The 19,042-nt window shown below is 47.3% G+C and carries 19 protein-coding genes and 1 pseudogene; 8 read left to right on the top strand and 12 right to left on the bottom strand.

Features of this window, described 5'->3' with window-relative positions; genetic code table 11:
• Positions 1–2 precede the first annotated feature (2 nt).
• The 3 genes from ACMV8I_RS14270 to ACMV8I_RS14260 all read right to left on the bottom strand — a co-directional run bounded on the left by ACMV8I_RS14270 (position 3) and on the right by ACMV8I_RS14260 (position 3,510).
• The gene (locus tag ACMV8I_RS14270; protein ID WP_498865870.1) at positions 3–854 is read right to left on the bottom strand and encodes a sugar ABC transporter permease; all 852 of its coding nucleotides are present in this window, start codon (positions 852–854) and stop codon (positions 3–5) included.
• A gap of 14 nt (positions 855–868) precedes the next feature.
• Positions 869–2,170 carry a carbohydrate ABC transporter permease gene (locus ACMV8I_RS14265; protein ID WP_498865994.1) on the bottom strand — a complete coding sequence of 434 codons (1,302 nt, stop codon included), beginning with the start codon at positions 2,168–2,170 and terminating at the stop codon, positions 869–871.
• Positions 2,171–2,283: 113 nt separating this feature from the next.
• Positions 2,284–3,510, bottom strand: coding sequence for an extracellular solute-binding protein (locus ACMV8I_RS14260; protein WP_498865869.1), 1,227 nt, complete (start codon positions 3,508–3,510; stop codon positions 2,284–2,286).
• Positions 3,511–3,796: 286 nt separating this feature from the next.
• Between ACMV8I_RS14260 and ACMV8I_RS14255 the strand changes: the two genes are divergently transcribed.
• Positions 3,797–4,900: an ABC transporter ATP-binding protein gene (locus ACMV8I_RS14255; protein ID WP_498865868.1), complete on the top strand. Its 1,104-nt coding sequence runs from the start codon at positions 3,797–3,799 to the stop codon at positions 4,898–4,900.
• 116 nt (positions 4,901–5,016) lie between these two features.
• Here the strand turns inward: ACMV8I_RS14255 and ACMV8I_RS14250 are convergent, their stop codons facing one another.
• From ACMV8I_RS14250 to ACMV8I_RS14240, 3 genes are all read right to left on the bottom strand, one after another.
• Entirely contained in the window at positions 5,017–6,327 is a 1,311-nt protein-coding gene (locus tag ACMV8I_RS14250) for an MFS transporter (protein WP_498865867.1), read from the bottom strand.
• A gap of 15 nt (positions 6,328–6,342) precedes the next feature.
• Positions 6,343–6,849, bottom strand: a complete 507-nt coding sequence (locus ACMV8I_RS14245) for a NanQ anomerase/TabA/YiaL family protein (protein ID WP_498865866.1) — start codon at positions 6,847–6,849, stop codon at positions 6,343–6,345.
• Positions 6,850–7,033: 184 nt separating this feature from the next.
• Positions 7,034–7,960 (bottom strand): dihydrodipicolinate synthase family protein, encoded by a 927-nt coding sequence (locus ACMV8I_RS14240; protein ID WP_498865865.1) that lies wholly within the window; start codon positions 7,958–7,960, stop codon positions 7,034–7,036.
• A 244-nt stretch (positions 7,961–8,204) separates the two neighbouring features.
• Between ACMV8I_RS14240 and ACMV8I_RS14235 the strand changes: the two are divergent.
• Positions 8,205–8,392 (top strand): annotated as a pseudogene (locus ACMV8I_RS14235) (alpha-hydroxy-acid oxidizing protein); the annotation flags it as partial.
• An 87-nt stretch (positions 8,393–8,479) separates the two neighbouring features.
• Here the strand turns inward: ACMV8I_RS14235 and ACMV8I_RS14230 are convergent.
• The gene (locus tag ACMV8I_RS14230) at positions 8,480–8,701 is read right to left on the bottom strand and encodes a hypothetical protein (RefSeq protein WP_498865864.1); all 222 of its coding nucleotides are present in this window, start codon (positions 8,699–8,701) and stop codon (positions 8,480–8,482) included.
• Positions 8,702–8,882: 181 nt separating this feature from the next.
• Positions 8,883–9,992, bottom strand: a complete 1,110-nt coding sequence (locus ACMV8I_RS14225) for an AI-2E family transporter (RefSeq protein ID WP_498865863.1) — start codon at positions 9,990–9,992, stop codon at positions 8,883–8,885.
• Positions 9,993–10,337: 345 nt separating this feature from the next.
• Between ACMV8I_RS14225 and ACMV8I_RS14220 the strand changes: the two genes are divergently transcribed.
• The 3 genes from ACMV8I_RS14220 (at position 10,338) to ACMV8I_RS14210 (ending at position 14,176) form a co-directional block, all read left to right on the top strand.
• Positions 10,338–11,669, top strand: a complete 1,332-nt coding sequence (locus ACMV8I_RS14220; RefSeq protein ID WP_498865993.1) for a glycoside hydrolase family 10-like protein — start codon at positions 10,338–10,340, stop codon at positions 11,667–11,669.
• A gap of 383 nt (positions 11,670–12,052) precedes the next feature.
• On the top strand, positions 12,053–12,277 hold the full coding sequence (locus ACMV8I_RS14215) for a YgdI/YgdR family lipoprotein (RefSeq protein WP_498865862.1): 225 nt from the start codon (positions 12,053–12,055) through the stop codon (positions 12,275–12,277).
• 1,119 nt (positions 12,278–13,396) lie between these two features.
• Positions 13,397–14,176 (top strand): L-threonylcarbamoyladenylate synthase, encoded by a 780-nt coding sequence (locus ACMV8I_RS14210; protein ID WP_498865861.1) that lies wholly within the window; start codon positions 13,397–13,399, stop codon positions 14,174–14,176.
• Between the two features lie 48 nt (positions 14,177–14,224).
• Here the strand turns inward: ACMV8I_RS14210 and ACMV8I_RS14205 are convergent, their stop codons facing one another.
• The 4 genes from ACMV8I_RS14205 to ACMV8I_RS14190 form a co-directional block, all read right to left on the bottom strand.
• Positions 14,225–14,539 carry an ArsR/SmtB family transcription factor gene (locus ACMV8I_RS14205; RefSeq protein ID WP_498865860.1) on the bottom strand — a complete coding sequence of 105 codons (315 nt, stop codon included), beginning with the start codon at positions 14,537–14,539 and terminating at the stop codon, positions 14,225–14,227.
• Between the two features lie 15 nt (positions 14,540–14,554).
• On the bottom strand, positions 14,555–15,679 hold the full coding sequence (locus tag ACMV8I_RS14200) for an alkene reductase (protein ID WP_498865859.1): 1,125 nt from the start codon (positions 15,677–15,679) through the stop codon (positions 14,555–14,557).
• A gap of 559 nt (positions 15,680–16,238) precedes the next feature.
• Positions 16,239–16,451 (bottom strand): transcription antiterminator/RNA stability regulator CspE, encoded by a 213-nt coding sequence (gene cspE / locus ACMV8I_RS14195; RefSeq protein ID WP_498865858.1) that lies wholly within the window; start codon positions 16,449–16,451, stop codon positions 16,239–16,241.
• Between the two features lie 348 nt (positions 16,452–16,799).
• Positions 16,800–17,402 carry a TetR/AcrR family transcriptional regulator gene (locus ACMV8I_RS14190; protein WP_498865992.1) on the bottom strand — a complete coding sequence of 201 codons (603 nt, stop codon included), beginning with the start codon at positions 17,400–17,402 and terminating at the stop codon, positions 16,800–16,802.
• Between the two features lie 108 nt (positions 17,403–17,510).
• Here ACMV8I_RS14190 and ACMV8I_RS14185 point away from each other — a divergent pair, with 108 nt between their 5' ends.
• The 3 genes from ACMV8I_RS14185 to ACMV8I_RS14175 all read left to right on the top strand — a co-directional run bounded on the left by ACMV8I_RS14185 (position 17,511) and on the right by ACMV8I_RS14175 (position 18,647).
• A complete protein-coding gene (locus ACMV8I_RS14185) occupies positions 17,511–18,125 on the top strand; it encodes an NAD(P)H-dependent oxidoreductase (protein WP_498865857.1) in 615 nt (204 codons plus the stop codon).
• A 62-nt stretch (positions 18,126–18,187) separates the two neighbouring features.
• Positions 18,188–18,295, top strand: a complete 108-nt coding sequence (locus ACMV8I_RS14180; RefSeq protein WP_498865856.1) for a SymE family type I addiction module toxin — start codon at positions 18,188–18,190, stop codon at positions 18,293–18,295.
• Between the two features lie 10 nt (positions 18,296–18,305).
• Positions 18,306–18,647, top strand: a complete 342-nt coding sequence (locus tag ACMV8I_RS14175; RefSeq protein ID WP_498865855.1) for a SymE family type I addiction module toxin — start codon at positions 18,306–18,308, stop codon at positions 18,645–18,647.
• The last annotated feature ends 395 nt before the right edge of the window (positions 18,648–19,042 follow it).

Raw genomic sequence — 19,042 nt, 5'->3', positions numbered from 1 at the left:
GATTATCCTTTGGTACTGCCAGCGGTCAGGCCGGAGACGAAGTATTTTTGTAAAGCGAGATAGAAAATGGCGACCGGCACAGCGATCAGCACAGCCCCTGCAGCGTACAGGGTGTAATTCGCCCCCATTTTTTGTGAGACCAGGTTGTACAAGCCAATGGGCAGCGTGTATTTGTCCGGCGTACGCAAAATAGTGCTGGAGAGAATGAAATCGCCCAGCGGCCCGGTGAAGGAGAACAGCGCGATGACCGCCAGAATCGGCTTCGACAGCGGCATGATGATCTCGATGAAGATGCGAAAGTTGCCTGCACCGTCCATCCGTGCCGATTCATCCAAATCTTTCGGAATGGCATCCAGATAGCCTTTCATCAGATAGGTATTCATCGGGATCATGCCGCCGACATAAATCAGCACCAGCGCGAGATGGCTGTTGATCAGACCCAGCAGTTGCGCCAGCACAAAGATGGCGATCAGCGCCGAAAACTGGGGGATCATCTGCAGTAGCAGGAACAGCATCAGCCCGTCTTTACGCCCTTTAAAACGAAATCGCGAGAAAGAATAGGCAGTGAAGCTGACGCAAATCAGCGTCAGAACCATGGTCAGAAAGCTGATTTTCATCGAGTTCCAGTACCAGCCGACGTAATTTACATTGCCATTAAACAGATCTTTGTAATGCTGGAATGAGAGGTTTTCCGGAATAATCGACGTGCTGAGCAGGCTGTTACCGGCATTGAGCGATGCGCCAACGGTCCAGATCAGCGGATAAATAATAATCACTGCCACGATCAGCAACAGGAAATAACTCAGCGAAAGGCGGATAAATCGGCTTCTCTTAATACTGTTGTTCTTACTCATCACCCTGCTCCCGCTTACGCCATATCATCTTGTTTAAATGAATTGGTTGAACGGAATTGCCACAGTGCAATACCGACAACAAATATCGACAGCAAAATCGTAATGGTCGCGGCAATGGCATATTGCGAAGATGACATGGTTAATTTATAGATCCATGACACCAGAATATCCGTACCGCCCGCATTCGATCCGGCCACCGCCGGGCCACCGTTATTAAACAGATAGATAATATTGAAGTTATTAAAGTTGAAGGTGTATTGCGTGATAATGATCGGCGCAATGGAATACAACACCAGCGGCAAAGTAATGGTTTTTAATTTAGTCCAGGTACTGGCCCCGTCCATTGTCGCGGCTTCATACAAATCATTCGGGATCGCCTGCAATACGCCAGTCGTCATTGCAAACACAAACGGGAAGCCCAGCCAGGTCTGCATCATGATCAGCGCGGTTTTAGTCCAGAATGGATCGGTCATCCAGGCTTTAGGCTCAATGCCGAGTGCTGCCAAAATCCCGTTATTGATCACCCCAAAGGTGTCATTGAACATTCCGGCAAACACCAGAATCGTCACGAACCCCGGCACCGCCCACGGCAGGATCAAAATAGTGCGAATCAATGCTTTGAAGCGCAGATCTTTCTGGTTCACCAGAATCGCCAACATCACACCCACGGCGCATTGCAGCGTGGTGGCGAGCAGCGTCCAGACTACCGTCCACTGCAAAACGTCCAGCAGCGTTGAGCGCCAGATATTCAGCGTGAAGATATTAATAAAATTTTTGAACCCGACCCAGTCGACGAGTTTAGCCGGTGGCGTGTGGTACAAATTGTAATTGGTAAACGCGATAGAGAACCCGAAGATAATCGGGAAAACCACCACAAACACCAGCAGAATAAACCCCGGCGTGATCATCAAATAAGGAAAACCTTCGCGCAGCAACAGGTGATATTGCTTTCTGACGCTGGGTAATTCTACGCCCAGATCGCGCCGCTTACCGTTTAACCATGCATCGCGCAGACTCCAGTAATAGAACGCGACGCCAAACGCGGCAATCAGTACGCTGATAATGCCTTTGGCCAACAAGAATATGGAATTATCACGTGGGACTTCTTCGCCCAACGTATACAGCCCCAATAATCCCTGCTGCAAAAAATCATAAAAGACACCGGCGAAGCAAAACAGAATGATAAAAAACAGAATTCCCTTAGCCCATTGTCGGTTATAAAACTGACCAAAACCGGGAATTAACGCCACAGCCAATGCCAGCGGGGCATGATGGCTGGCCGTTACTGGCGCGTGGTTTTCCTCGTGGAGACGCATAGACACAAAGATATTCCTTTCACTGGTGAGGGAGTGAAATCACTCCCTCTTTTCAGACCGGCAGTCGTTTAGTTTCATCGACGACTTACTGATTGCAACTGACTGATTGCGTACTACTCGTTGCTGGCTTTTGCCGCTTCGATTTGCATCTGGATATTTTTCACTGCGTCATTTAATGCCGCCTGCACAGGCTGTTTGCCGGTTACGCCGAGCTGGATGCCGTTGTTGGCCGGTCCCCAGACTTCCTGCATTTCCGGTACGCCTGGCATCGCGGTGGCGTGCGTAGATTGCAGCGCAACGGCGTTGGCTTTCTCATCGTTCTTGATCATCGGATCGTTCATCAGTACGGTCAGTGCGGGAATTTCCTTGGTCACTTCATAGCGCACCTTGGCGTACTTCGGCTGATTAATGAAAGTGATGAATTTCTCCGCCAGCGGTTTTTGCTTACTGTAGGTTGATACCGCATAACCTTTCACACCGAGGAATGAGCTCATCGGCTTGCCATTCGGTAACAGCGGTAACGGTTTCACGCCATAATTAATGCCTGCCGCTTCATAGGGCTGGAATGCCCACGGGCCGGTGATGACCGCCGCTGCTTTCTTCTCAGTAAACAGAGAATCGATGGCGTTCAGGCCGTTATCGCCGGTAATGCCCGCCGGGAATAAACCGTCGGTATAGAACTTTTTCAGGTAGGTGACGGCTTCAACACTGCCCGGTTTGTTCAGGCCGATATCTTCAACGTTAATTTCACCTTTCGCGTCTTTGCCGAAGATGTAGCCACCCATCGAGGAGATCGCGCCGTAGGCGTAATACACCTCATCGAATTTGGCTAACAGGCCGTACTTCCCTTTCGCCTTTTCCTGTTTGGAGAAGGTGTAATACTCCTCCAGCGTGTCAGGTGCCTTCGGCAGCAAATCTTTGTTATAAATTAGCACCAGTGTTTCAACCGCTTTCGGTACCCCGTAGATCTGACCTTTCAGTTGGAAGGCTTTGATCGCCGACGGCGTGAAGCTATCGGTAAAGGCTTTGTCGAGCGTGAGCGGAGCCAGCAACCCCTGAACGACCGCAGTACCGACCTGGTCATTAGGGATCACGACCACGTCCGGGCCGATCCCTGCCGGACCATCAAGACGCAGTTTCTCGGTTTGCTGTGTGTAAGGTGTTTCCTGTACCACGACTTTGACGTTGTTCTCTTTTTCAAAGTCTTTAACGGCGTCGGATATACCGGAAGACTTCTTAATATCTTCCCAAATAAGTAACTGACCCTCGGCTGCCCGGACGGCCTGGCTGCTAAGGCTTAATGACATCAGTACCAAGGCAGTAAGGTGGGTAATTTTCATTGTTGCTCCTGGATGTGAAGGTATAACATTTTTGTCGTTTTTTGAGACATGTTCTGACGACACCCAATCAACAACCCGTGACTAACACCCTTTAAATAGTGGGTTAACGGTAATTATTGTCGCCATAAAATCTGTGTTATACGTTAAACTTAAGAATCAAAAATCACTATCAAAAGATGTGTATTGTGTGATCTTAACTGCAAAATTCGAACAGGCCTGTGCAAACGCTTACACAAGGTGGTTATAGTCCAAAACATCAGCTGTATGAATCTTCATGAGGCCAAAAATGTCCAGCATCAGACTTAAAAATGTGGTGAAGCGTTTCGATAAGACCGTCACGTTGCATAACATCAATATTGATATTGAAGACGGCGAATTTACGGTATTCGTTGGACCATCAGGCTGCGGAAAATCCACATTACTGCGCATGATTGCCGGGCTGGAAGATATCACTGAGGGGGATGTGTATATCGGTGAGCAGCGGGTGAATGATGTTGATCCATCACGCCGCGGCGTGGCGATGGTGTTTCAGTCTTATGCACTCTATCCGCACATGACGATTGCGGAAAACATGGGCTACGGACTGAAAGTGAACGGCGTACCGAAAGAAGAAATCCGCCATCAGGTTGAAATGGTCGCCAAGACCCTGCAACTTTCACATCTGCTGGACAGAAAACCGAAGCAACTTTCAGGTGGCCAGCGACAGCGTACCGCTATTGGCCGCGCGATTGTGCGAAACCCGCAGGTGTTTATGTTCGATGAACCCCTTTCCAACCTTGATGCCGAGCTGCGCGTAGATATGCGTCTGCACATTTCTAAGCTGCATCAGGAATTGAAAACTACCATGGTGTATGTCACCCACGATCAGACCGAGGCTATGACGTTAGCCGATAAAATTGTCGTGATGAATTACGGAAAAATCGAACAGACCGGCGCGCCGATGGACTTGTACTACAATCCGGTGAATAAGTTCGTGGCGGGTTTTATCGGTTCACCAAAGATGAATTTCCTGCCCGCAGAAGTGATCGCCTGGCAACCGGACCGGCTGGAAGTCCGCCTGACACCGGAGAAAACGCTAATCCTGGCACTCAACACCAGCGAACTGGCGGCCGGTGATAACATCACTCTGGGGATCCGCCCGGAGCATTTGCTGTCCCAGGAAACTGAAAACAAGCTGGAATTTAACTGCGAAGTGGTCGAACGTCTGGGCAACAGCACCTACCTGTTCGGCCAGTGTTACGGTACCGACGGTTTTAAAATGCTGCTGCCGGGCGACATGGCGTTCAATCCCTACCAGAGTCTGACCACCTGGTTTGATGCGCAGCGTTGCATGGTATTCAATACTGACGGTCTGCGTATCAGCGCCGCCAGCCTATCTCACTTGCATTAAGGATCCAAACCGCCCTTCACCGGGCGGTTTCCCCCGCCAAAACCTGTGGCAAAAAAACCCTTCACAACGCTTCTCTGATGCCAGAGAAGCGTTAATATGTTTAAGAATGGGCGCTATTATTTCTGCATTGTCACCAAAATAGGCTTCTTCACGAATAAACCGTAGCTTAGTGCGCCTAGCATTAATAGACCGGCACCAAGGAAGAACACGTTGGTGAATTGTCCGGTCGCATCTAAAATAATGCCGGTTACGATCGGGGCACAAGCTGCACCTAAGAATCCACCAAAGTTTTGGATCGCACCCATTGATGCAACCTGTTCTTTGGGAGCGATATCAGAAGCCAGCGTCCAGATAACGCCCTGAGGCAGCTGCGAGAAAAAATAACCAATTGACAGTAGCGCGATGCTTAACGTGGTGTCATGCACGAAGGGGATTGGAGCAACAAAGCACGCCGCCAAGGCTGCGCCAACAACAATCGGCACTTTACGCGCTGTAATGGTATTAACACCACGACGAATCAGGCGATCGGAAATAACCCCGCCACATAACACACCAAAGATGCCGGCCAGGAACGGAATAGCCGCCAGCCATCCTGTTTGTTTTAAGCTAAAACCCAGCGATTTTTCAAGATAGCTAGGTAACCACGTTAGATAAACCCAGATTGTAAACATTATTGAGAAGTTACCAATCACCATAAACCAGGTCGTTTTATGTTTAAATAAAGCGCCCCAGCTGGCTTTGTTATTTCCCGCAGCCGCTTTCACAGATTGCTGTATTAGCTGTGAATTCGCATGGATCAGTTTCTCTTCACGTTCGGTTGGATTACGGTAAAACTTCAGCCATACCAGCAGCAGTGGGATACCAGCTAAACCGATAGCGATAAACATGCCGCGCCATCCCAACGTCAACAGTAAGATGGTAAGGATCGGTGGGGCAATGGCATTGGCAATCTGTGAACCGGTATTGATAATCGAGGTAGGCAGTGCTCGTTCCTTATCAGAGAACCAGCGGTGGGTGATTTTAATCCCCGAGGTAAAGAACGGTGATTCTGAAATACCTAACAAAACACGCAACGTATAGAACATCGAATAACCATTAACAAAACCGGCCAGCACCGTGAAGGTTGACCATAAACCGACTCCCCAAGAGAACATTCTCTTCGGGCCAAATCGGTCAACCAACCAGCCTGCCGGTAAATTTGCTAATGCATAAGGCCATAAGAAAGCCGACAACAGCAGGCCCATTTCCGTGGAACTAAAACCGAACTCTTTAGAAATAGTTGTGTTAGCAATACTTAAGTTTGCTCGGTCGAGATAATTAATTACCGCTGCCATTAAGAGAATAAAAACAATGCCCCAACGTAAGCGAGTTACTGGCGCAGTGGCGTTAACTTGTGGAATATTTAAGGAAGATGTCGCGTCTTTCATGAGTTTAGTTATCCACTATTTGTTATTCATAAAAATGTCATCTGAGCCAGTTTCAAACAGGCTCAGATGTATTTTAATGACAGCTTTACGAATGAACGTCTCGCGATGGGTATGGCAGCAAGGGCGATGTAAGTCTTGCGGAAAGAAAACGGCAAACATGCCGGGTACCAAATGAATGAGCGACTCATTATTTAGATCCTGATAAAAAACAATATCCTGCTTTTCTTTGCGATCTTCAATGACCTGATGCTCCTGGGTGCCGCGCGCTACGCCTATAGTTTCCTCCCCTTGCAGCAGGAACTGAATATCCACAAAATTGAAGTGTGACTCAGATCTCATTTCACTTGCCGGAAGCGTATTCATTTCCTGTAAAAGACAAAACATCTTTTCAGGAATAATGTCATATTTCCCTGGTGTTAGTGTTGAAAAATTAGTTTGGCTAATAAAGTCAATGCCTTTATTAATAATAGGATGGAACGCATCTCTCTCACGTTCCCAATCACGCTGACAACATATGATCATGTTGAATAATCCTTTTATATTTATTTATACAGTACGTTATTTTTGGCAAGTAATGTAAGTGTCGAAAATAATGCACAGTTAAGGAGCACGATGATCTTCCTGGACGACTTTTTCGTACCATGTAAAACGCAGAAAAATGTATTTCACATGGCAATAAAATTAATGTGACAGATCCTAACGATAATTATTTAGCGACAATTTTTTGTTGCCATGTTGCTGTTCCACTCCGGATCTGATCCAATAACACCGTCAGGCCCCAGAATTTTTCCAGCACATTATCTTTGTTCACCCGACAGAACTCACTCTCGAAAGTCCCTAAACGTTGATGATAAATTTTGGCGTTCTTCGGATAGCCCAGCGTTTCAGTCACTGCCGCCAGCGACAGAAAAATTGCCAACTCCTCCGCCAGTTTCGGCTGACTGCTGGCGTGATGATATAACCAGCTGTAAAGCTCAGGATGGAAGTTGGTAAACACGCCACTGAAACCTTTCGACCCTGCCTGCATGGCCGGGAAGGCAATCGCTGCATTAGCATTGATAATATTGAGTGGCGTATCCGCCACCAGCTTCACCCGACGCGTAACAGTTTCGAGGTCACAGCTGACATCTTTCAATACGACAAAACGCCCTGTATTCGCACAGTAAGCCAGTTCCTCGTCGGTCAGAAGACGGCGATAAGGCGCCGGACACTCGTATAACCCCAGAGGCATAGATTCTGGCAACGCAGCCAACAATGCGTTCAGGGTAGCGAAGAATGTTTCACTGCCCTGGTTTTTTGGATCCAGATGATTGGTCACCAACACCAGCGCATCAGCACCGGTTTTCGCCATCTCAGTCAATTCATTGATTTGACTGTCTAGATCATCACTGACATGACCAGAAGCAATGACGGGGATACGCCCCGCCACTTTTTTAACAACAAATGCGGATAGCTCGACGCGCTCACTCAGGCTGAGAAACTGCATTTCACTTGACTGACACACCGCAAAAAGTGCATCAACGCCCTTATCAAGATACCAGTCGATCAGCTTGCCCAGCCCCACGTAATCAATGTGGTTATCTTCGTTAAAAGGGGTCAACATCACCGGCACAATACCTTCAATCTTTGTCATTGGAACTCCTTGTGATACTCGAATAGCATCATATGTAAACGATTGCGTCGCCATGACGATGACAGCCACAAAACTCAACATTGCGCCAATCGGGCTAATACCTTTGCATGATCGGACATGTTGGCTCACCTTCTGTACCTTCAGAATAATGCCTTATATCTGATCAAAGAGTGACGTTGCTCATAGCTTGGTTGGCAAAACGGAAGTAAACAAAAATCAAAGATCATGGGGATTTTGGCACTAAGATGTCGTACGTATGAGAGCCATGAAGGCCGATGGCGTATTGACTGGCCACGCCTTCGTCTACGCGCTGGCCGTCGCCGGTAAAGGCGGGGGATTGATTTGCTCGAGTTAATCGAAAAAGAGAGGCGGGTCGCCATGACGCTGACAGGCGCGAAAATCATTGGCGACAGCAGTCAGGAATCACTGGTGGCAGGCAGAATTCGCTCAATAAAATTCGAAAAAATGCCGGTGGGTTATCAGCACCACCGGCATTTTCATCAATACGATATCAGGCTGTTAGCGGGTCAGTGCCACTATCCCAAGCGTTACGGCAGCAACTGCGGCCACACCACCGGCGACGGCGCCTGCGGTATCCCAGTTGTCCTGCGTAGTGCCTTTCATGCAGGTATTGGTGTGCACCAGACGTCCTTCCGAGTCGTATACCGGAACGCAAGGAGATTGCGTGGCGCACCCGGCAAGCAGTGTGGCTAAAAGCCCGGCGATAACTAATTTGTTCATAGAATTCCCTTCCTGGTTTGACTCTCTGCAATGGCAGGCTGAGTGTTAGGCAATATTATCACTAAAAATCGCCCACCAAATTGAGTCAATATTTACAAATTATGTTGAATGTAAGGAAGGCCAACACAGCATAATGAGTAGATAAAAGCAGGGGAAGATAGCCCTATCTTCCCCTTATCTCTCAGACATCGGGGTGATTGTTTCCTTCTTCGATAAACTCTTCGTCAATCTCGTCCATATTTCCCTGATGTTCGCGACCAGAGAAAATGTTCCAGCAGGCGATAAACAGGGCGGCGATCAAGGGGCCGATGACGAAGCCGTTGATACCATAAATTTCCATGCCACCCAGCGTTGAAATCAGGATGAGATAATCAGGCATTTTGGTATCTTTGCCGACCAATAACGGACGCAGAATGTTATCAACCAGCCCAATAACGACAACAAAGAAGGCGACCAGGAAAATACCCTTCCACAGCATTCCTGCACCGAATAAATAGATGGCCGCCGGTACCCAGATGATGGCAGAACCTACCGCCGGGATGATGGACAGGAAAGCCATCAGCGCTCCCCATAGCAGACTCCCCTCGATACCGGTGAAGTAGAAGGCCAGACCACCTAAAATCCCCTGCACGATAGCCACCACAACCGTACCTTTAACAGTGGCACGGGCCACGGCGGCGAACTTCACAAACAGATGATGTTTAATGTCTTTGGACAGCGGCAAGGACTGCATGGTCAGGTTAACCAGATACGCCCCGTCTTTAAGCAGAAAGAACAGCAGATAGATCATGATGCCGAAACCTACCGTGAAACTGAAGGTGCCCTTTCCTATAACAAAAACGCTGCCGGCAAGGTACTGCCCGGCTTTAAGCGCAGCACCTGACATTTTCTGCTGGATTTCAGCCGTGCTGTCCAGATCGTGTTCCGTCAGGAATTGACGTGCCCACGCAGGAAAATGTTGCAGCACGTCTGCCAGAATCGTGGGCAACTGCGTGTTATTGTTCTGCAACTTGGTGTAGAGAAGATTAAGTTCAATCGCCAGAGAAGAGCCAAGGAGCGCAAGCGGGGTAAATACAATCAGACAAATCACTATCACGGTCAGAAACGAGGCCAGCCCGTTTTTCTCGCCAAGATACTGCCTTATCCGCTTGTTCATCGGATGGAAAATAACGGCCAGTATGACGGCCCAAAGTACGGACGAATAGTAAGGTCCCAGTACATCCAGAAAAGCCACGGTTACAATGAAAAGGATCAGAATAAAAAATCCTTTTGAAATACCTTCAAACTTCATATCAATTCCTCAAAGCACGCATTTTCCGGCAGATAAATCCACGGGGAATTTTACAATCAGCGCTAGGCTGCAAAAAACCTCCTGAATGGCGGATTTATTTCTGCCAGTATTTCTGTCAGGTAGAAGGGCCAAACTCATGATCAATTTACACTTTTTGACCAATCGAATGAATGTGCCTTATCTTGCTCCGTGAGAGTATAGATACAATAATGAAACTGTGGGCAGTGAGAGATGCAAATGAGGTGAAGTTGGCAGGCCAGCTAAGCCTCTAACAAATTGACTTTATAAAGAATAATAAGAGAATGTCTCTTTACGAGCGACTAGCCTATAGAACCGGAGTCTACCATCGTTTTTTCACTCAGTTTTCCTCCCGTCAAGACAGTTAAAAAGGTCGTCGCATGGGCTGCTGCCGTTCTTTTACTTGCCAGTTGCTCCTCCGCGCCACCGAGATCGCTGGTCACCCCACCTCCTGCGGTAAATATGCAACCACTGCCAACAAAATCTGCTCAGAGTAATGAGCCGGTGCGCGGCGTCTGGCTGGCGACGGTTTCCCGCCTTGACTGGCCACCGGTGGCATCCATCAATGCAAGCAGTCCTGCCATCCGCATTAACCAGCAGCAGCAAGCGCTGACCAGCAAGCTGGATAAGCTGAAAAGTCTCGGTATCAATACCGTGTTCTTCCAGGTTAAGCCTGATGGCACGGCTCTGTGGGCATCAAAAATTTTGCCATGGTCAGATATGATGACGGGTAAAATTGGTGAGGATCCGGGCTACGATCCGCTGCAGTTTATGCTGGATGAAGCACACAAACGTGGCATGAAAGTTCACGCATGGTTTAACCCCTATCGCGTATCCGTTAACACCAAACCTTCAACTGTTGCAGAGCTTAACAATACATTATCTCTGCATCCCGCCAGCGTGTTCGTACTGCATCCCGAGTGGATCCGCACTGCTGGCGATCGCTTTGTGCTCGATCCGGGCATCCCGGAGGCGCGAGACTGGATCACCAGCATCGTGGCAGAGGTCGTTACCCGGTATCCCGTTGACGGTGTGCAGTTCGATGACTATTTCTATGCTGAATCCCCAGGTTCAAGCCTTAACGACAGCATAACGTTCAAAAAATATGGGCAGGGATTCGCTTCGAAGGCAGACTGGCGGCGCCACAATACTCAGCAGTTGATTGAACAGGTTTCGCGCACCATCAAGCAACTCAAACCCAATGTCGAATTCGGTGTCAGTCCGGCAGGCGTGTGGCGAAATCTTTCCCATGACTCGGCAGGTTCCCAAACTCAGGGAGCAGCGGCCTATGATGAAGCTTATGCCGATACCCGCCGCTGGGTACAGCAAGGGTTGCTGGATTATATTGCCCCGCAACTATACTGGCCTTTCTCACGCAAAGCCGCCCGTTATGATGTACTGGCCGCATGGTGGGCAGAGGTGGTGAAACCCACTCACACGCGCCTGTACATTGGCATTGCACTGTACAAAGTCGGCGAACCGTCAAAGAATGAGCCGGACTGGATGATCCGTGGTGGCGTACCGGAGCTGAAAAAGCAGCTCGATCTTAACGAGTCCATGCCGCAAATTAACGGCACTATTCTGTTCAGAGAAAACTATCTCAATCAGCCGCAGACTCAGGAAGCCGTCAGTTATCTTAAAAGTCGATGGGGAAGCTAACCTTAGGTTTTGCGATACTGGCACCAACCCTCGGAGCCGGTAACTCTGTTTTTTCAGCCCACGTTTATAAGTGCCAAAATCATTCGGGCGCTTATAAACGTTTCATATCTTTATCGACACTGTTTACCACAGCAGCACCCTCACTTCACCGTTCGCTTTCTCGCCCTAATAGAGCAAAGGCAGAAAGCGGGATAAGAAGGTGAATTAACGGCTACGCAGCATATATCTAAATGACGTGCCGCATGCAGCATCTGACCGTCCAGGGATAAAGTGAATCTTTTCAGCGCAAAAATCCATCAGCAAGCGAGTAAATGCATCAATTAACTGGTTCAATTTTCATCTTGTGCTAAACCTTAAACAGGTTTAACGACAAGGAGTAGCTTATGAAAACAGGTTATCTTTTAGCATCAGCAGTCATTCTCTCCACCTTGCTCGCAGGTTGCTCCAGTAACTATGCGATTCAGACCAATGACGGGCGGACCATAGTCAGTGAAGGTAAACCGAAGATTGACCGGGATACTGGCCTCATCAAGTACAAAGATGCCTGGGGAAAACAGCGCCAGATCGCTCAAACCGACGTAAAAGTGATGTCTGAGCTGGGTAAATAGTGTTTGGTTAAAACATCAGGGCGCAGCGTATTGCGCCCTGTTTATGCATTATGCCGTGACTTGCAACAGCAATGTGAACGGCCATCGATAATCTATCCCCTTTTCACTGATCTCGGCTAGTTTGTGGCAAAAAGATGATTCAACAAGCCCGCCTCAGTGACGTTGTTCAACGCTGGGTCAGATCCTGCGTAGTGTCATTTCAATTCTTAGGAGTATTCTGTGAGTGGGCCATAAAGCTTGACGCGCTTTTTTTTTACACCTAAAGTGAACCGTACGGTACGGTTCACTTTAATGGGATGAAATGAATATGACTCGATTATATTTAGTAATGTTGTGCATCACTATGTCCTTCGTAATGACGGGATGCGTATCTTTGTTTTGAGTGTTTAATTTGGAGACTACAATGATGACAAACGTGAAAAGTATCTACTTTACTATGTGCACAATGGCTATTTTTTTACTTACAGGCTGTCTATCTTTAGGCACTCATATTTAACCATGTTCGGCTGCAGTTATTACGCCTAAAGATAACCAGAAATGCACTCCCCAAGATAGGGTAATTCCCTTATTCTTGGGGCACCACCATGATACGCATAAATTTATCGACATTTAAATTCTGAAAACCAGACGTAAAAATCATCAAAATACGCAGATGAGATGCATACATATAATATTTCCACATACTACAAATAGTAGTAATTAATTATGACACTTATATTAATTTATTAATATGTAATAACGTAATTCATTAAAAATCACTCACCGAGGTTATATTTTAAGATTATTCTACATTCTTTTCATCAAAATTGACTGATTTAATGAAACACAGGAAAAGACCTGTAGTATTAATGGTGGTAAACATTAGGCATCTCCTGAACAAAAGCCATAGAAAATAACCCATTAATACTAAAGACAATTTCAAATCACGATGTCTTTAATGAACTAAACATCCATTAAACGTGATGGTCACTTTTTCAGGAAGAAACCCCACCAAGACCTTATTGAAGATTATTGTCAGTAACGCATTAATGATCAGAAACCGCGTATTTATAATACCAGGATGAATGCAGGGTTTGAGTCTCCCGATAATGTTAATTATTACCCAAAAAAGGTGTAAAAATGACTAACAAAAAAATACAGTGGAATGGTGGTTTGCAGCAAGAAGCCATCGATATCTTATCAAACTACGGTGGTATGATCGTTTGCCCAACAAAAGTTGGCTATATCATTATGACGACCGATGCCCAGGGTCTCAATCGCAAATTTTCAGCGAAAGAAAGGAACCGCAATAAACCTGGCGTTGTGCTGTGCGGTTCTATGGAGCAACTGAAGCAGCTGGCTCAGTTAAATCCTGAAATCGAGCAGTTGTACCAACAACACTGGGATAAAGATGTATTGCTGGGTTGTATCTTACCCTGGCAAGAAGAAGCAAAAGCGCGTATTCCAGATGATGGTTCCAAAACGATGATGATGGACCAACGTGATACGAGCTGCTTCGTAATAAAATTTGGTAAGCCTGGTGAGATCCTGGCAAAAGAACTGTGGGAAAATTACGATAAGTTCTCTTTTGCCAGCTCAGCAAACCCATCAGGTAAAGGCAACAGCGGGAAGGTAGAAGGGATCGGCGAGCGCATTGAAGAACACGCCGATTTAATCATCGGGGCCAATGAATATGTGACATCGATTCAACCAAACGAAAGCGAAAAAACGCGCTACGAACAAGGTGTGATGGTGTCAATGGTGGATGCAGATGGCAAATTAATACCGGAGCAAAAAGGTCAACGCAATGTAACGCCTTGTCCGATGTTGATCCGTAAAGGCCTGGACGTTGATAAAATCATGTCCATGATGTCTGATATTTTCCAGACCTGGGATTATCGCCAGGGCAACTACTATTAAATTCTGCTCGCGGGTGCTAATCGCACCCGCTTTGTGCGGAAAGCGAGCTTATAACATTGTCAGAAAGTCTGAGACAGCTTTCGTCATTTCATTGATGCGTGCTTCATTACGCCGATAGTAGGTCCATTTTCCTACTTTAGTTGCTTCAACGAGACCTGCTTCATACAGGACTTTAAGGCAAAGAGAAGTCGCTGGCTGTGACAAACTGGCCTTGTTCTGGATGAGGCTGGCACATACACCATAAAGGTCATATTCATATAACTGACTGTATCCCCCAAAAGCGTCTTGTGGATCTTTTAGCCACGTCAATACTGCCATACGCGTAGGATTGGACAGTAATTTCATGGCATTTTCAGGTGACATGCAGCCTCACAAAAATCAGGAGCGATAAACCGGGTAGTCAGTATAACCTTTACAGGTGCCCCCATACAGCGTGGAAGCATCAACAGGGTTCAGCTCCACCCCTTCTTTGAAACGAGCCGGTAAGTCCGGATTAGCGATGAAAGTTCTGCCAAAACCAAACAAATCACCCCATCCGTTTTCGAGGATATATGCAGCTTTTTCCATGGTATATCGCCCTGAATACATGATGGGTGATCTGAACGCTTCTCGCAGAGCAGTTCTAAAGCTCGCAGGTAGGTCGGGGCTGTTGTCCCAGTCGGCTTCAGCTATAGACAGATAGCCGATTTCCAAATCACTGAGCATTTTTGCCGCCAAGATATAGGTTGTATGCGGATCGCTTTCCACCAACCCCAGATAAACGCGATCTTCATCCGTGCTGGTAAAGAGCGGAGCAAATCGCACACCCACCCTGTGACGACCAAAAACAGAGCTCACCGCAAGGATAATTTCTTTAAGGAAACGCAGCCTGTTCTCTAATGAGCCACCATACTCATCAGTACGTAAATTGGTATGTTCGGAGATGAACTGATTAATAAGATAACCATTTGCAGAATGTAACTCCACGCCATCAAATCCCGCCGCTTTCGCATTTACAGCAGCCTGACGATATAACTCAACGATCTCTTTTACCTCTACGGTGGTAAGTTCGCGTGGCTCGCTGGGAGAGGTAAGCATTCCTTCGCCAAGACCGGTTTCAATAAAAACGCGAACGCCGGTTGCTGTTACCGCCGATGGCGCTACAGGAGCCTGTTTCCCCGGCTGAAGTTCATTGTGGGATACGCGACCAACATGCCAGAGCTGGCAGTAAAGTATTCCACCTTCCCGATGCACAGCCTCAGTGACTTTTTTCCAGCCAGTAATTTGCTCATCACTGTAGATACCTGGAGTCCAGGCATAGCCCTGTCCACGCGGCTCTATCTGTGTTCCCTCGGTGATCATAAAACCCGCAGTTGCGCGCTGACGATAATATTCAACCATCAGTTCACCAGGGACATTACCTGGTTGATCGCTGCGACAACGTGTTAGCGGAGGTAAGGCAATACGGTTACGTAGAGTGAAGTCGCCAAACGGTAGCGGAGTGAATAAATTACTTTGTGCCATAACGTTCCAGATTCCTGAGTGTGAAAGTCGCACCATTATATTTAAACATTTAAATGTGTAAATATAATTTTAACTATTCATCTCATCTGACCAACTCAGGTGTAGCTCCGCGCGATGCATAAAGTGAAATTATTATCAGCTACTCTAGCTGCCGCCTGATAATGCCAAATGGAGCGTCTGAGACGCGCTCGGGCAGAGCAGATCACTCTTCCTGTTATGTTGGTTTGGATCCCGTTAGAGCCCTATTTGATTAATAGGCAAATTATGATAATTTTTTGCAGATTTTTGACACTGCTTTGAGGGAGGTTTAGGTGTTGGGTTGGAGAGTTATGATTGGTCTACTGTTCGCTACAATGATTGGATTTGCCCTGTTTGGTTTTTTGTTCTCCCTACTGCAATTGCAGTGAATAGCACCCATGCGGTGTTGTGGCATTCATATCATTTTTCTACATTCAATCAACGAAAAAACCCGCTCAAGGCGGGTTTTTTAACACTAGAATTTATTTGCTCAGGCTTTAGCCTTCAACGCAATTACAAGTTCCAGCGAAATTAACGGCGATTAAATCGCAACAACGTTGGCAGCAGACGGACCTTTAGCACCATTTTCAATGGTGAATTCTACTTTTTGGCCTTCGTCTAAGGTTTTAAAATCGCTGCTCTGGATAGCAGAGAAATGTACGAATACATCTTTGCTGCCGTCTTCAGGAGAGATAAAACCAAAACCTTTACCAGCATCAAACCATTTTACTAAACCAGTCATTTTGTTAGACATAGATACTTCCTTTAATTTTTTGAGCCACTTAATGTGGCGAACATGGCCTGTTTTTCAGAATTTACTTATTGGGCACTTAGGAGGCGGCTCATGAAGAAGGGTATCTAGGGATAACGCTTGAACTGAGGACTGCTTTACTAAAACTGCTTTCATAAGGTCTGTGTTCCAAACCGATGTCGCATATTATGCTTGGTTTGATTCATTAAGCAAGCATTAATCTTTAGTAATATAAATGATATGGCAGCACACCCTCTACGACGGTGAGCAGATTTACCTTGTCACTGCCTTCGCCGACCCGGCTGGCGCGCCCGCCAATCGTGGTGATATAGAAAATCAGGAATGAATCTCTTACCCGCGCCGCGCATCAGCGCGTTCAACCATTGAAATGATCGTGTTAAACAATTCACCTTTTGCCTCTTGCCCGCTAATTTCCCCTCTCCCGGCGGCGTACGACAATGCTTCAGCCGCCCCCAGCATGGCCCAAAGACCCGCCGACGTGATGGACTCCCCTGTTGCGAAAGGAGTCAGTATGCCGCGGCACTTCTCAACGAAAGTCGCTTCATATTCGCGTTTTATCTTTTCCAGTTCGGGCGCGCCAGTCAGGGCGGCGATCACCCCAGAGATCTCACGCCCCTGAGACAATACACAATCAATATAGGATGAAGCGATCACTGTGGCTTTATCCACCAGCGTCTCTTCACTGCGTGCCAGCGCAATATCCATCAACGCGGTTTGACGCTGGTCATAATCCTGATAGAGCACAGCCAGCAGACCTGAACGCGTACCGAAGTGATCGTACACCACCGGTTTTGTCACGCCGGAACGCTCGGCAAGGTAGCCGAGTGTTAATGCTTCAGTTCCCTCTTCACGGATGACAACCCACGCCACGCTTAAAAGTTGCTCATAACGATCTTCTCTCGATAACCGTACACGAGGCCTTGAAGAGGCAATCGGTTTTCTATTTTCACTGCTTGACATTGCTATATACCAAAAGTAACTTACCAATAGTATATATACTATATAACCCGTCCTCCTCATCTACAAGAAGGAATTTACACTATGCACGCCCTTATCGTTGTTTCACATCCGCTCAATGACTCGTTGACACACACTATCGCCCGTAAGATTGCCGGGAGTATTTCTCAGTCCTCTTCGGGTCATACCGCTGAAATTGCCGATCTGGCCACCGAGGGTTTTGACCCCCGGTTCACGACAGCGGATATGTCTGCATTTAATAAAAGATCACCCCTGCCGCACGACGTTATCGCCGAACAAACGCGTCTCGACCGCGCTGACGCATTAGTGCTGGTTTACCCGATTTATTGGTGGTCAATGCCGGGACAACTCAAAGGATGGATTGATCGCGTGTTCACCAATGGCTGGGCATATGATGATAATGGCGGAGGTAAAGTGGCGAAGAAATTGTCACACCTTAAGGTCCATCTGGTCGCGATAGGCGGCGCAGATAGGCGAACATTCGCCCGGCATGGCTACTCGGATGCTATGAAGACTCAGATTGATCATGGGATTTTCGACTATTGTGGCGCACCAGTGGTAACGTCCGAGCTATTTTTTTCGGCAGAACCGACGGATATCGGCCTTCACCTGGACAAAGCACAGGCGATAGGCAGCAGCATTTTTACCACAGGCAAGACTGAGCATGCCTGCGCATAATGGCCTGATTGCCCTAAAATCGCCCCCGCAAGCCCCTGTATTGCCGCCGTAGCAGCCTTCAGTTGGCCATTAAAAGTAAGTGGCTGGAACAGGGATTTAGCACAGGCCAGCCGGTGAGAGTTACGGCGGAGAATGGCTGTTTGGTTATCAGAACCGGACTGAACGCTTAAGGAGAAGCACATGAACATCACCTTTACCGCTCAGCCGTTTCCTGAGTTAACGCTCAGTGGCCATTTACTGGCCGATAACGGTTTTACGACCGACACGCCGATTAAGCTACAGCTCAGACAACAGGCGCTGTGGATCACCATAGTGACCGATCAACATGACTGGGATGCACTGTGCGAGGCCAGCCAGTACAATCACGACCTTGGAGCCGACTGGGTACGCAACGACGGCAGCCTGGTTATTTCGGACGGCTGGCTGACCCAACTCCACATCAGCCGGGCGGAGGATGTGGATATCATACCCGCGCCTAATGTGATCATTGTCAGGCGCAGAACGGCTGGGCTGAGTGCTTAAAAGTAAAATCCCGGCGTAGGCCGGGATTCGAACATTTTTAAGTTTTCAATAAACATTGAAGTTGTTTTAAAGACTCCAGTATGTCGGGATCATTAGGATCAATGCTTTCATTTCTAAACAATGCAACAGCATAAACCTGCTCTAAGACAAACCAATATTCATGAAATTCATTCTTCCATTCAATATCAACTGATTGCAAGCAGAATAATAAACCTTCTAAATTATCAATCAGTTTTTTAAGTGATATTTTATCCAAAAAATATAAGTTTGATCTCCTCCCTGAAAACAGTGCCAGTCTAAACTGAAGTATCCGGTCTTTCTTTCATCTCACTGAGAGGCATATCAACCATGAAAAAGACCCGTTATACCGAAGAACAGATAGCCTTTGCCCTTAA

The sequence above is a fragment of the Ewingella sp. S1.OA.A_B6 genome (assembly GCF_049889095.1).
In the GTDB taxonomy this organism is placed as follows: Bacteria; Pseudomonadota; Gammaproteobacteria; order Enterobacterales; family Enterobacteriaceae; genus Ewingella.
Note: the sequence above shows the minus strand (reverse complement) of the source record. Positions and strands in the feature narration are given on the sequence as shown.